Source organism: Acinetobacter calcoaceticus (assembly GCF_900520355.1).
GTDB lineage: Bacteria > Pseudomonadota > Gammaproteobacteria > Pseudomonadales > Moraxellaceae > Acinetobacter > Acinetobacter calcoaceticus_C.
In genome coordinates, this window is sequence record NZ_LS999521.1 from 1,515,404 (window position 1) to 1,529,513 (window position 14,110).

Sequence of the window (14,110 nt, forward strand, 5' to 3'; positions counted from 1 at the left end):
AGGCACATATGAAATATCTCGTAAGTGCCTTATGTGTTATGTACTTGCCGATTCATGCTTTTGCTGAATCATTGCAAGATAACACCAATATTGCTTTACCAAGTATTCCGGAAGTTACAAGCTCTTCTCATCAGGTGTTTAGTTCTGATAAGGCATATACACAGCTTTTCTTAAAGATTTCTATTAACTCGGATATTTCAACAGATTTAATATCGGTACGCCAAGATCAAGATGGAAAGCTATATATTCGTGCTCGTGACTTAAAAGTTTTAAGGGTAAAAATGGATGAACACACTCCAGATAGCCAATGGGTGTGTATTAATGAGCTAAAAGGAATCCAGTTTAGATATCTAGAGAATGAACAATCTCTAAACTTACAAGTTCCTTCAAGCATGTTGACGGATTATTCAGTTGACTTAAATGGTCAACAGCTCACCAGCCCTCATTTACTCAAAATGAAACCCTTAAACGCTGCCATTCTGAACTATAGCCTCTACCACACCCTGACCAATGACGAGAATGTCTTCTCCGGTTCGGCAGAAGGGATCTTTAATAGCGCAATCGGTAACTTTTCATCAGGTGTTTTATATAACGGTAGTAATGAAAATAGTTATAGCCATGAAAAGTGGGTACGTCTGGAAAGTAAGTGGCAGTATGTCGACCCTGAAAAGATCAGGATATATACCTTAGGAGACTTTATTTCCAATAGTTCTGACTGGGGAAATAGCGTACGTCTGGCAGGTTTTCAGTGGTCGAGTGCCTACACTCAACGTGGTGATATTGTCACCTCGGCACTACCGCAATTTTCTGGCTCGGCTGCATTACCTTCGACTTTAGATTTATATGTTAACCAGCAAAAGATTTATTCGGGGCTTGTGCCTTCGGGTCCGTTTGACATTAAACAGTTACCATTTATTTCCGGAAACGAAGTCACGCTTGTGACCACCGATGCAACCGGTCAGCAGAGCATTACCAAACAGGCTTATTATTTTTCATCTAAAATTCTGGCAAAAGGCATCAATGAATTTTCAGTAGATATAGGGGTGCCACGCTATAACTTTGGGCTATATTCAAACGATTATGATGATGCCACTTTTGCTTCGGGTGCGATTCGATACGGTTATAGTAACTCACTGACCTTAAGCGGTGGTGCAGAGGCTTCAACGGATGGGCTATCAAATCTGGGCACTGGCTTTGCCAAGAACCTGTTTGGTATTGGGGTGGTGAATGCCGACATTGCGGCGAGCCAGTATAAAGATGAAAACGGTTATTCTGCCTTAGTTGGTTTAGAGGGGCGGATTAGCAAGAATATTTCGTTTAATACCAGTTATCGCAAAGTATTTGATAACTACTTTGACCTTGCCCGTGTGTCTCAAATTCGATATTTAAAAGATAACCAAACCGATGCTGAACCCAAAAACTATCTGAGCTACAGCGCACTGGCAGATGAGATTTTTAGAGCAGGGATTAACTATAATTTTTATGCAGGCTATGGGGCTTATCTAAGTTATAACCAGATTAAATTTAGTGATAACTCCTATAAGTTATTGTCTGCCAATTTAAGCGGAAGCCTGAACAAGAACTGGGGATTTTATACCTCAGCGTATAAAGATTATGAAAACCACAAAGACTATGGCATTTACTTTGCGTTGCGTTATACACCGTCTACCCGAGTTAATGCGATTACGAGTGTTTCTAGTGATAGCGGCAGGTTGAGTTATCGCCAAGAAATATTTGGTTTATCAGAACCACAAATCGGTGCATTTGGATGGGGTGGCTATGTTGAGCATGATCAGGATGCCAATCAAAACAATGCATCGGTGTATGCCTCTTACCGTGCCCGTGCTGCTTACCTGACAGGGCGATATAACCGAATTGGGGATAACGATCAAGTTGCAGTTTCAGCGACGGGATCGTTGGTTGCGGCAGCTGGAAGGATTTTTGCGGCCAATGAAATTGGAGATGGCTATGCGATCGTGACTAATGCTGGACCGCAAAGCCAAATTCTAAATGGTGGCGTTAATTTAGGCGTAACTGATAAGTCTGGAAGATTTCTGATTCCTAGTTTAATGCCATATAAAGAGAATCATATTTATTTAGATCCGTCGTATCTTCCTTTAAATTGGAGCGTTAAATCTACAGATCAAAAAACGGTGGTAGGTTATCGCCAAGGTGGTCTTATTGACTTTGGTGCTCATCAGGTCATTTCAGGATTAGTGAAACTTGTTGATCAGAACAACTCACCTTTATTGCCGGGTTATACAGTTCGAATTAATGGCCAAGAAGATGGTGTACTGGGTTACGACGGTGAAGTATTTATTCCAAATCTATTAAAACAAAACAAACTTGAAGTCGATCTTCTGGATCATGGTTCATGCCAAGTTAATTTTGCGTATGAAAATAATCAATACAGTGCTAAAAAATTGGGGCCTTATGTATGTCAATAACTACTGCGAGCCATAGTTTTTGGATGAATAGTAAAAAGTTTTCATTGGCCATAAAGTATATTTTAGCACCTGTTCTGTTTTTTATATTATATGCATTTTTTAGCTCTGCACATGCGGCTTGTACGGTAACCGGAACCACTAATAGTACGTATACCTATACGGCTGCCACCATTAATAGTGATGCAAACATCAACTTTTCTGGCACGATTAGCTGTCTTGGTGGACGTACTACTCCTGAAATTTCAGCTTATATGTGTATGAAAACCGTATTTACGGGAACCACAAACACCAATAACAGTGTTTCATTGCCTTATACGGTCACTGCAACTGTAGGTGGCGCAGGTTCTTCTAGCACAAATCAGACCTCAAATGTTTGGTCTGGACCAGTGAGAACAGTCGCTTCAAATAATATTATTAATTACTCTGTAAATGTAAAAGTTCCAGCCCGCACTGGTTCTCTTATTGCGTACCCTAAAGGTACATATACTGGTACGGTTCAGCTTTTCTGGGATATGCAGGCAAGCTCTAGCACTGTTTGTGAAGGAAATAGTGGAGGCGGGTGGGACTCAGGTAATGCCACTATAACTGCTAATTATGTTATGCCAAGTTTGTGTCAATTAGATTCAACTTCAAATGTAGATTTCGGCAATATTAATGATATTGGCACAGCCACTCGTGATTACACAGCACAAGGCGCAGTGAATACGACTTGTAACAATGGAACACCATATAGCATTTATTTGGGGGATGGAAATAACCGTATTGTTGGCAGTTTTAGACGTATGACAAATGGTAGTAGTCAATACATTCCTTATCAGCTATATCAGAACTCGACTTATAGTACGGTATGGAACACAACTGGTGGTGTAACCGTAATTGGAGGCGCTGGGGGCGTATCTAAGACGGGATCGGGGAATGCTCAAAGTACAAATGTCTATGGAAAAATTCCGCAGGGTACAACTATTTCAACGACTCCAGGTAACTACTCAGACACTATAGTTGTTACAGTCACTTATTAATGATCTGTTGGAATTTGATATTGAGTAAGTTTCTGGAGTTGGATTGGTAATGCAAATACCCAAGAGTTTTAGATTTAATATTTAAGCTAAGCTTAATTTGAACATTTAAAGAAAAGATAGATGTAAAAAGGTGATTAACGGTAATGTTGTTTTAGAATAAGTAAAAACAGAAAAAGACAAATTAAAAAAATAAGAAAAAACATCTGATGAATAAATACCTTATGAATATTAAATGTATTTTTACACAAGTTAACACATTGTACAAATTAAATTACAGTTCTCTTATCTTTATTTAATCTTTCTTATCAATAAAAAAAGATTTTAAGGGCAAAACTGGTTATTAATAAATTATTTATTTGTATTGGAAAACAAAGTGTTAAAATTGTAGGGTTGGGGTGCTTTGATATATACAACTATCTCGAATTTTAACCTATTGAAAATACCAAGGTTTACAACTTGTTCCAACCACTTACAATCCGAACTAGACTCGGTGGATTCTACTTCTTCTGCTATTGCTGAAGAACTTTTAGATACCGATGGGAACTGTGGTACTGGCTTTGCAACACCACTTTTATAACCTGCTTTAAATTTACTGAATAACTAAGGTAAAGCAGGTTGGCGAGATCTTGCAGTAGATGGGATTCATGGATCAGCAACAATAAATGCCCTTAAAGTGTACTTGTCCAAACGTAGTAAAGAGGGTGAAAAGACTCTGGTACGTGTTTAATATCATGCAAGGTCAACGCTATATTGAAATTTGTGAGCATAATCCACGACAAGAACAATTCTTCTATGGCTGGACCGCTGCTAACCGAGTTTCCTTATGAAGGTTCTAGTCTTACTGTGTATTCTGCTTTGAGAATGTACATTTCAAGGTAAAGATAGAGACATGATAAGTAAGTAATGAGTCCTGCGGGAAATAGGACTCATATAATACAGAAGATTTTAATATTTTTTATCTAAACTTATTTCTTGGTGGCTATTGCTGCTAAGAGAAGTCCTCCAGTTAAAGCAATATGTTCTAAAACAATTTGGAAATCTTGAGTTCTCTGTGGTTCAGCTAATTCCCAAAAGGGGTGTCCAACAGGAATACAAAGTAAAGTGAAAACGGTAAGTATTCCTGCACCTAACCATGTAAGTCCTGCAAAATTTGAAATAAGTAGAATTGATCCTACAAGTTGAACAGCTATAGTTGCAAAAGCAAATAATTGAGGAAGCGGTAGATTCGCTCGAATCATTTCATTAACAACAGCATCAAAGTTAAAAACACCAAAAATACCAGCAATTAAAAAAAATGAAGATAAAACTATTCTTCCAATAACTAATGCGTAATTACTTGCTAAAGCATTTTGAATTAAGGATGCCATAAGAAGGTAATTCCTGTTCAGGGTTGATGGTAATGATCGTTACCATCATACTTTTGTACATGGTAATGTCAATAGCCATGGCACGCCTTTTATTTTGTAGGAAAGAATTGTGATAAGTGAAAGTAGCAAAACCAAGCAAATTGATAATAAAAATCGCCTTATAATTCAGACAGTAGGTGATATGTTTCTGGAGCATGGTTATTCAAGAGTCTCTATTAATGCAATTATTTCTAAGATAGGCGGATCTAAAAGGGACCTATATGCTCAGTTTGGAGATAAAGAAGGGCTTTTTAGGAGTGTGATTGCTGATGTATGCCAGCAAGTACTTGATCCACTAAAAGCTTTGCCTATAGAAGGTGGTTCTATTGAGCAAGCTCTCACTTCTTTTGGAAGAATATTTTTATCAGTACTTTTATCTTCACGCGTAATTGCTTTACAGAAATTGGTACTTTCCGAAGCGACTCGTTATCCCGAGTTTGCAAAGACATTCGTACAATTAGGCCCAGTTAGCGCATATACTTTAGCCGCAGATCTTTTAATGAGAAGAGCTGAAGTTGGGGAGATAAAAGTTTCAAAACCGAAAGTCATGGGTGCTTTATTTTGCGATATGCTCATCTCAGATCTACAATTCAAAATTATATCTGGTGAAATAGTTTCTGATAGCCAAATAGATGAACGTGTTGAGATGGCGGTTTCAACTTTTCTAAATGGTATAAAAAACTAAAGCTCTCTTTAGAGGGTTTTTATTATTTCTGTCAACAATAATTCATTTACGTTCTAATCGAAATGATAGAATTGCGACGATCAGTAATTTGATGAGTAGTTTCTGCTTAAAAAGCATGCAGTCTACAAATTTTTTTAAATTGATTGGAAATTAAATTTGTAGACTGATTTGTAGATTAGTGAAGTGCAAAATACAGCATATCAGTACAAATGGATGCAACTTTAATTATAATTAACTATTTGAAAATTCAAGATAAAGCAACTTAATGCAACCACTTACAATCCAAACTAGACTCGGCGGATTCTACTTTTTCTATTATTCAATTGTTGGCACTTTCATGCCTTATTGGAACTTATATCTTCAAGATCAGGGGTTTAACTATCAAGAAATTGGTATTTTATCATCAATTGCCATTGTAACGCGTTTTTTTGCGCCTTTAGTTTGGGGGTGGATTGCTGACAAATCTGGTAAAAGAATGCTACTAGTACGTTTGGCGACTTGGATGGAATCATGTATATGGTTGGCTATTTTTATAGTTCCAAATACCTTTCAATCTATTGCTTTACTCATGCTTATTTTTAGCTTCTTTCAAAATGCTATTTTAGCTCAATTTGAAGGAGTTACTTTATTTTGGTTGGGCGATCAAAAAGCTAAACTTTACGGCAAAATCCGTAAGTGGGGATCTGTTGGATTCATTGTGGGCGTTTTCGTTATTGGTACACTTCTAGAAATAGTACCTATTTCGATGCTTCCGATTTTATTATTAATTATTGCTTCATTGGCATTTATTTGGTCTTTCACAATTCGAGAACCGGATGGTGCGCCTACCTCACAAAAGCAGTTGGAGCCTTTACTTCCTGTACTTAAACGCCCGATAGTAGCTGCATTTTTTATAATTGAATTTATTTTACTTTTTTCACATGCGCCTTTTTATAGTTTTTATAGTAATTTTCTGAAATCTTTGAATTTTAGTACGACTGAAATTGGATTTTTATGGGCTATGGGGGTTTTTGCAGAAATTTTTATGTTTTCAATTGCTCCAAAGGTTTTTCAACGTTTTTCATGGCGTAGTTTGGTGATTGTATGTCTGCTAGTGACGAGCATACGTTGGATGTTAGTGGCACTATTTTCGCATTACTTTGTTGGTCAACTTTTTGCACAGTGTTTGCATGCTTTTAGTTTTGGTCTATTTCACTTAATTGCAATGCGAGTTATTTTTCAAAATTTCTCAGCTGGACAACAAGGGCGTGGACAAGCTCTTTACAGCACCATGTGGGGGTTGGGTGTGGCTTTTGGTAGTGTTCTGGCTGGGCATTTTTGGAAAATTCTTTCCGGTGAGCTCATCTTTATGTGTGCCAGCTTGGTTGTGCTCTTAGGTTTATGCTTTGTAATGTGGCTTCCTAAACACATCGATTCTTCAACGGCATAAGCTTGAGATAATGTAAAACAAGGCATTTATATTGAAAAAAGCAAGTAAATATAAAATTGTTTGATGACTTGTTGTAGCACGTTACAGTTGAAAAATATTGTTTTTATATGGTTATGAACCCGTGATTTTGTCAAAAAATATGCTAACTTAACTTCATGCGTTTAATGATTAATAAATCTATGAAAAATATTTATATTATTGGATTATTGTGGGCTTGTTCTGGTTTAGCTGTGGCAGAAACGGCTACTCAACAGCCAGCCGAACAACCCGTTCGGACTGCAAGTAATCCTAATGCTATACGTATTGTTACGCGTCCTGAAATTATGGGATTATGGGGAATGGAAATTCCAAATAATAAGAAATGTGTGGAATATTATAACTTCCGTAGTAGTAATGATGTAGTGATCAAAAGTGGTCAAGAATGGTCATATGGCTTATATGAATATCAACCGTCAGATGATCCTAAAGAGCAGTTAGCTGCTTTGGTCATGCAAATTAAATTTGATAATAATAAAATGGATTGTTCTGGACAGAAACAAGATCAAACAGGTGATGTTTCTCAATATTTTGTACAGTGGAAAAATGATCATACTATTAACTTCTGTTCAACCGCTAAGGGTGAACAGTGTTTTGCGACTTTGCGTAGAGTACTACCATAAAGTAATAGATATAAAAAAGCCTCTTTATAAGAGGCTTTTTTTATTATACAGTTTCAGCTTTCTTCTTTTCTTCCAATTGCTTTAGCAAGTGTTTTTCAAGGTAATGGATGTCCATTGCTTGAGAGCAGAAGCTCTTATCTTGCAAAATAAGATCTTTATGCAGAGGAATATTGGTTTTAATTCCTGTAAGGATCATTTCATCTAAAGCTTGACGCATACGTGCAATTGACGTTTCACGGTCTTTACCATGAGAAATCAATTTGGCAATCATAGAGTCATAGTAAGGTGGAATGCTATATTCTGGATAGATATGAGAGTCTAAACGAATACCAGCACCGCCTGGTGCATAGAAACTTTCGATTTTACCTGGTGAAGGTAAGAAAGTTGTTGGGTCTTCAGCATTGATACGACATTCGATTGCATGTCCTTGAACTTTGATATCTTCTTGTTGAAGTTCTAGTCCTAGGCCGCCTGCAATACGTAGCTGTTGTTCAATAATGTCAACACCAGTCACCATTTCAGTAACAGGGTGCTCTACCTGAACACGAGTGTTCATTTCGATAAAGAAGAATTCACCGTCTTCAAATAAAAATTCAAACGTACCAGCACCGCGATATTGCATTAACTGACATGCATGAACACATGCTTCTAGAATATCAGCTCGAGCTTGTTCTGGTAGATTTGGGGCAGGCGCTTCTTCTAGCACTTTTTGATGACGACGTTGTAATGAACAGTCGCGGTCATATAAATGAATCGCATGACCATTACCATCACCAAGAATTTGAACTTCGACATGGCGAGGTTTCTGTAAAAAACGCTCCATGTAAACTGTATCGTCACCAAACCACATTTCTGCATCGCGTTGTGCTGCTTGAACTGATTCAAGTAGTGTATCTACACGCTCAACAATACGCATACCACGTCCGCCACCACCAGATGCCGCTTTAACAATAAGCGGGAAGCCGATTTCTTTAGCTTCTGCCAAGGCATTGTGGATGGTCACAGCATGGTCGCAACCAGGTACAGTAGGTACACCAGCTTTTTTCATGGCAACAATCGCAGAAACTTTATTCCCCATAAGGCGAATATGTTCTGGGCGAGGGCCAATAAAAGTAAAACCTGAACTTTCTACAATTTCAGCAAATTCAGCATTTTCTGAAAGAAAACCATAGCCGGGATGAATAGCATCGGCACCGGTAATTTCTGCAGCAGTAATAATTGCCGGGATATTTAAATAGCTATCACTACTTGCACCCGGACCAATACATACTGCTTCATCAACAAAACGTAAATGCATCAAGTCCTTATCGGCATCTGAATAGATCCCAACAGTCTTGATTCCTAATGTTTTGCAAGCCCGGGTAATTCGTAAAGCGATTTCACCACGGTTTGCAATTAAAACTTTTTGCAACATAGACGTCCCCGAGGTAATTACGCGCGATAACGGAATAAAGGTTGACCGAATTGGATAACATCACCATTTTTCACTAAAATTTCTTCAACCACGCCACTTTGAGTTGCTTCAATTGGGTTCATGATTTTCATTGCTTCAATAATACCCAAAGTTTCACCAGCAGATACAGTTTGGCCTACTTTAACAAATGGTGCTTCACCTGGGCTTGGAGCAGCGTAGAACACACCAACCATTGGAGAAGGTTCAACTGCTCCACGTGGTGTTTTTGCTACTGGTGCTTCTGCAACAGAAGCTGCCGGAAGTGCTACACCAGCCGCAGCAACGACTGGATTACGGCGAGTTAAAGCGATTGATTGATCACCTTCTTTAACTTCAATCGCTTGCAAGTCAGACTCAATCATTAAATCGATGAGTTTCTTAATTTTGCGGATATCCATGGGCGACTATTCCTAAACTAGTTTGGGTTAGATGGTTGAATTTTTTCAATAGCGTAATCGAGTGCAAAGCTATAGCCTTTTGCACCTAGACCACAAATCACGCCAATTGCTTTATCAGATAAATATGAATGATGTCTGAATGCTTCTCTTGCATGAACATTCGACAAATGTACTTCAATAAATGGAATGGCAACGCCGAGTAGGGCATCGCGTAGGGCAACGGAAGTATGGGTGAGGGCCGCAGGATTAATAATAATAAGTTTTACGCCTTCGGTTTGTGCCTGATGAATACGGTCAACAATGGCACCTTCCCAATTGCTTTGAAAAGTATCTAATGTAATTGAAGCGTTTTGAGCTTGGATAACGAGTTGTTGGTTAATATCACCTAATGTAAGATGACCATATACTTCTGGTTCGCGTTTTCCCAGCAAATTCAAATTCGGTCCATGAATCACCAAAATGGTCGAACTCATTCAGATTGCTCCAGCTCTAAAGTTGCAAATATCCTTTGCAAGATGTCTGCAAAGTTTGCTTATTATGGCATAGGTTTCTACAATTTTTTTATAATTTGTTTTAATTGTCGCAGAAAGGGTATACCAAATTCGGCTTATATATTGTGAATTTTGCGATGATTTAGCAATGTTAAAAAATGACAAAATTTCAAGTAATTTAATGAAGCTTATTTTAAACTGAATTGACAAAAACAGTTCATGTATTTTGTGTAACGGTCATAGAATTCTCTCCAATTAAAAGTAGCTCATTCCATCGGGTTAGATAGTTTTTTGAACGGTGACATTGTTTCATATGCCAAGATGGGCTACGTGAATGATAGCCCACTTGTAAATAGTGACTACCGAATCGATTACGGACTGTACTTAGTGTTTTCATGAGTTGTTGTCTTTGCTGAATCAACTCAAGAGGTTGCCATAAATCATCAATGTGATGTTGACGGGCATGCAAACCACAAAATAAAACTCCAATCTTAATGTATTTTTTATTTTCTTTATATAAAACATCAATTTGTTGCATTGCTGCTTTAGTTATTATGCATAGATCATCTGTTGCATAATTTAAGCCAATCGCTTGAGATGAGGCTTTTTTATAAGGTGATTTATCTATTTTTTCATAAAGCATGACTTGAATGCAGGCACAGAGTTGCTCTTGTTTCATTAAACGGCGGTGAGCACGGTTGAGATGAAAGATAAGCGCTTGTTTAATAATCTCAAGGCTGGATAAAGCTTGAGCAAAACTGCGTGATGCTAAAATTCGTTTTGTTGAAATAGCGGGATCATCAAGTTGAATACAGGATTGGCCTTTTAGCTCACGAATGGTACGTGCCATAACCACAGAAAAAGCTTTTGCTAGATGATGTTCATTGGCAAAAGTTAAGTCTAGGCATGAATAAATTTCATAGCTTCGTAATTGTTTGACCAATTGGTAGCCAACTCCCCAAACTTCTTTGACCGAAGTGTGTTGCATGAGGTCTTCAAGAAGTAAGGGATCTAAGGTGGTAAAATTACAAATCCCATTAAAGCTTTTAATTTTTTTTGCATAGTGATTGGCTAACTTAGCTTGAGTTTTTGAATAGCCGATGCCAATACAGCAAGGTAAGCTTAACCATTTTTCTAAGGTTTTCACGACTTTGGCGCAATAAGAATGGATATCTAGAGATTGAAGATAAGGGGTCAGACGGATAAAGCATTCATCAATAGAATAAGCTTCTAAATCATCAGGGGAAAAAAATTCACCTAAAACTGAAAAAAAGCGACGTGACATTTCGGCATATAAAGTGTAGTTGCTTGAATAGACGTGTACGCCTGCTTGCAGAGCTTCTTTTTCAATTTGATACCATGGGATTGCCATTTTTATACCCAAGTCTTTTGCTTCTTCGCTGCGTGATACAACGCATCCATCGTTATTAGAAAGTACTACAACAGGCAAACCAATAAGTTTGGGGTTGAATAGTCGCTCACAGCTGACATAACAATTATTAATGTCTACAAGCGCATAAATTTCTCGATGTGAGATTTCCATTATGATTTCCCCTTAAAAATATTGGTAAAGCTACATGCATAAATTGAGTTTCACAGACACGATGTTGAAAAGTGTTGGTAGAAAGTTATATTTTGAATATGTAACAAAATCAAGTTAACAAAATTTCTGCTAGAAAGCTAGGGTAGTCCCGACAGTCGGCTTCAAGCCAATAAAGAAAAGAAGGTAAGACTTAAATAATTTTTAAATAAAAAAAGGAGACCGTAATAGATCTCCTTTTTTGTGACACATACTATGTAATTTTAATTACCATTTATGGCTATAAGAAACTTTAAGCGTTGCCCCATTTGCCACTAAATGGCTAGTGTTATCGCTAGTTCTTAATAATTGACTATAGAGAGGGTAGTACTTACGATTAAACATGTTTTCTAAACCAATCGTCACAGTGTCTTTCTTGTTAAGCGCAAAGCTACTGATTAAATCGGCTGTTGTGTAAGACTTCACATCATAGCGACCAAAACCATTTACACCATTTAAGCGGTAATCTTCTGAACCGAAGTAAGTTGCTTGTAGACGGTTGGTCCAAGTTTCTGTTGGACTATAAGAAACGTAAGCTGTGAGTTTTAAAGGCGGTATACGGAAGCCCGTCATATCACGGTCTGTATCACTGCCTTGAGGTGTTTCGCGCCCCTTCATCCACGTTACACTACCACCAGTTCCCCAAACATTTGCATCATTAAGATAGTCAACAGTTGCTTCAACACCAGTTACTTTTTCTTTTGTTCTAGCAAGCACCAGACCATTGTTGAAAGATTGCACAGCCCCAAGATCAGATGTTGAGTGGAATACCGCTAAACTTGATGAGAAGTTATTGAAATTACCTTTCCAGCCCAGTTCGTAGTTATCAACTTTTACAGGTTCTAAAAATGATGAGCCAAGGTTAAAACCTTCACCAGCATTACGGATAATTAAACCTACATCAGGCAACTGAAAACCTTGGTTAAACGATGCATAGATCGAGTTTTGATCATTTGGAGAAAAGGTCACATTAGCATTGTATAACCATGCACCAGCTTTCACTTTTCCGCCTGGAACAGTGTAAGGGTTGGTCTTACCTAATTGTGATAATGGAACAAAACTATCAATTTGCGCATAGCTGTCTTCATAGCGTGTACCTGCTTCAGCTGACCATTGGTCATTAAAGCGGTGTTTTAACTGTATAAAACCGCCAACACTTTGCGTGGTGAGTTCGGGTAAATAAATGAGCTTGCCAGTTTTTACAAATTCTAGACCACCTGATTGATCATAAATTTGAGGGTCAAAAATATCTAAAGGCATTTCGCTTTTTTCACGGCTGAAGTCACCACCCCAAACCAATGATGTATCGCCTAAAAACTCAAGTGGTGTTGTAACAGTTAAGCGGCTACCGAGTACATTATTTTCTTGATAAATCTGGTCGACTTGTTTGCCACGGTTCGCATTTCCACGAGCATCAAATGGTGAAAAACGGGTAAAGAAGTCGCGGTAATAAATTTGAGCATCAACCTTATTACCCAATAAGTCTTTATTGGTATAGGTTAAATTGTATATTTGGTTTTCATTTTTATTTTGGTCTTTAAGCTTTAATCCTTTGATGGCTTTCGCTGGCACAGTTCCAACTGGAGCTTTTTTTACACTTGGGTCAGATGCATAATCTGAGTCTTGCTCGGCATTATAGTAGTTTGCTGCGAATTGTAGGTATTGATTGTCATCAATGTGATAACCAAGCTTACCGCCTACGCTGTAGCCATCGGAATCATAAAGGTCGCCCTGACTTGGTTCAGGTGCAACACGATCACCACTTGCATCGTACGGACTACCAATACGTTGATAACCAAAGTCGAGTGCATAATCAAAAGCGTTAAAGCTGCCTGTGAAATATTGATGAATATCTCCGCTTAGGGCATTAGAACGGAAATTTGTTAAAGGTGTTTGAAGTCCAACTACAGTGTTTGCTGTAGGTTCGCCACCCGCAGCTTTCGTGGTAATTGAAATAATACCGCCGGCAGCACCGCCGCCATAAATTGCATTACTGCCTCGAATGACTTCAATGTTGGCAATACTTTCTGGGTCAATTGAGGAAAGTCCGCGTGAAGTATCTCGTGTTAAGTTCATCGGCACGCCATCAACCAAGATGAGGGCATTACGACCACGCAAAGTTTGACCGTAATCGGTAATAGTACGGCTTGAGTCAGACAGGCCCGGTACAGCTTTTGCTAATACAGTCGCAATACTTCCAGATGAACCATTTCTTAAAAGTTCAATTTGTTTTTCATCTAGCTTGGTGACTTGCTTGGCAGAAGTAGAGAGTTCATCTGCACGTGAAGCGGAAATTGTAATTGTAGGAAGTGCTTCGGGCTTTTTTTCTGTTTCTGTTGGCTCAGAGGGTGAGACCGCGAAAGCAGAGTTTGAAAGAAAGATGAATCCACTAAGTGAAAGAAGTGGAATGATATTTTTTACTTCAGACTTTCTTGTAAAAAGTTTATTACTTTTTATCTTATTTCCCATTTTCTCGCCCTGAGAGTGATTTTAAATTGAGCGAATTATAAATGAGAATCATTGTAATTAACAACATTATTAATT

General features: G+C 38.1%; 11 protein-coding genes and 1 pseudogene. 6 read left to right on the forward strand and 6 right to left on the reverse strand.

Annotated elements, in window-relative coordinates; genetic code table 11:
• Window positions 1-38: 38 nt before the first annotated feature.
• From AC2117_RS07225 to AC2117_RS07235, 3 genes and pseudogenes are all read left to right on the forward strand, one after another.
• Window positions 39-2,447 carry a fimbria/pilus outer membrane usher protein gene (locus tag AC2117_RS07225; RefSeq protein ID WP_227549251.1) on the forward strand — a complete coding sequence of 803 codons (2,409 nt, stop codon included), beginning with the start codon at window positions 39-41 and terminating at the stop codon, window positions 2,445-2,447.
• On the forward strand, window positions 2,438-3,466 hold the full coding sequence (locus AC2117_RS07230) for a spore coat U domain-containing protein (RefSeq protein ID WP_133972975.1): 1,029 nt from the start codon (window positions 2,438-2,440) through the stop codon (window positions 3,464-3,466). Before AC2117_RS07225 ends, AC2117_RS07230 begins: the two co-directional genes overlap by 10 nt.
• 484 nt (window positions 3,467-3,950) lie before the next feature.
• A pseudogene (locus AC2117_RS07235) lies at window positions 3,951-4,293 on the forward strand (putative peptidoglycan-binding domain-containing protein); the annotation flags it as partial.
• A gap of 138 nt (window positions 4,294-4,431) precedes the next feature.
• Here AC2117_RS07235 and AC2117_RS07240 read toward each other — a convergent pair.
• Window positions 4,432-4,833: a DoxX family protein gene (locus AC2117_RS07240; protein WP_133972977.1), complete on the reverse strand. Its 402-nt coding sequence runs from the start codon at window positions 4,831-4,833 to the stop codon at window positions 4,432-4,434.
• 109 nt (window positions 4,834-4,942) lie between these two features.
• Between AC2117_RS07240 and AC2117_RS07245 the strand changes: the two genes are divergently transcribed.
• The 3 genes from AC2117_RS07245 (at window position 4,943) to AC2117_RS07255 (ending at window position 7,645) form a co-directional block, all read left to right on the forward strand.
• A complete protein-coding gene (locus AC2117_RS07245) occupies window positions 4,943-5,557 on the forward strand; it encodes a TetR/AcrR family transcriptional regulator (RefSeq protein WP_133972979.1) in 615 nt (204 codons plus the stop codon).
• Window positions 5,558-5,822: 265 nt separating this feature from the next.
• On the forward strand, window positions 5,823-6,986 hold the full coding sequence (locus AC2117_RS07250) for an MFS transporter (protein ID WP_133972981.1): 1,164 nt from the start codon (window positions 5,823-5,825) through the stop codon (window positions 6,984-6,986).
• A 155-nt stretch (window positions 6,987-7,141) separates the two neighbouring features.
• A complete protein-coding gene (locus tag AC2117_RS07255; RefSeq protein ID WP_003652266.1) occupies window positions 7,142-7,645 on the forward strand; it encodes a hypothetical protein in 504 nt (167 codons plus the stop codon).
• A 43-nt stretch (window positions 7,646-7,688) separates the two neighbouring features.
• Here the strand turns inward: AC2117_RS07255 and accC are convergent, their stop codons facing one another.
• The 5 genes from accC to AC2117_RS07280 form a co-directional block, all read right to left on the reverse strand.
• Window positions 7,689-9,059 (reverse strand): acetyl-CoA carboxylase biotin carboxylase subunit, encoded by a 1,371-nt coding sequence (gene accC / locus AC2117_RS07260; protein WP_133972983.1) that lies wholly within the window; start codon window positions 9,057-9,059, stop codon window positions 7,689-7,691.
• 17 nt (window positions 9,060-9,076) lie between these two features.
• Window positions 9,077-9,496, reverse strand: coding sequence for an acetyl-CoA carboxylase biotin carboxyl carrier protein (accB, locus tag AC2117_RS07265; protein WP_042893985.1), 420 nt, complete (start codon window positions 9,494-9,496; stop codon window positions 9,077-9,079).
• A 17-nt stretch (window positions 9,497-9,513) separates the two neighbouring features.
• Window positions 9,514-9,969 carry a type II 3-dehydroquinate dehydratase gene (gene aroQ / locus AC2117_RS07270; RefSeq protein ID WP_004791768.1) on the reverse strand — a complete coding sequence of 152 codons (456 nt, stop codon included), beginning with the start codon at window positions 9,967-9,969 and terminating at the stop codon, window positions 9,514-9,516.
• Between the two features lie 235 nt (window positions 9,970-10,204).
• On the reverse strand, window positions 10,205-11,530 hold the full coding sequence (locus tag AC2117_RS07275; protein WP_133972985.1) for a Y-family DNA polymerase: 1,326 nt from the start codon (window positions 11,528-11,530) through the stop codon (window positions 10,205-10,207).
• A 264-nt stretch (window positions 11,531-11,794) separates the two neighbouring features.
• A complete protein-coding gene (locus AC2117_RS07280; protein ID WP_133972987.1) occupies window positions 11,795-14,035 on the reverse strand; it encodes a TonB-dependent receptor in 2,241 nt (746 codons plus the stop codon).
• Between the last annotated feature and the right edge of the window lie 75 nt (window positions 14,036-14,110).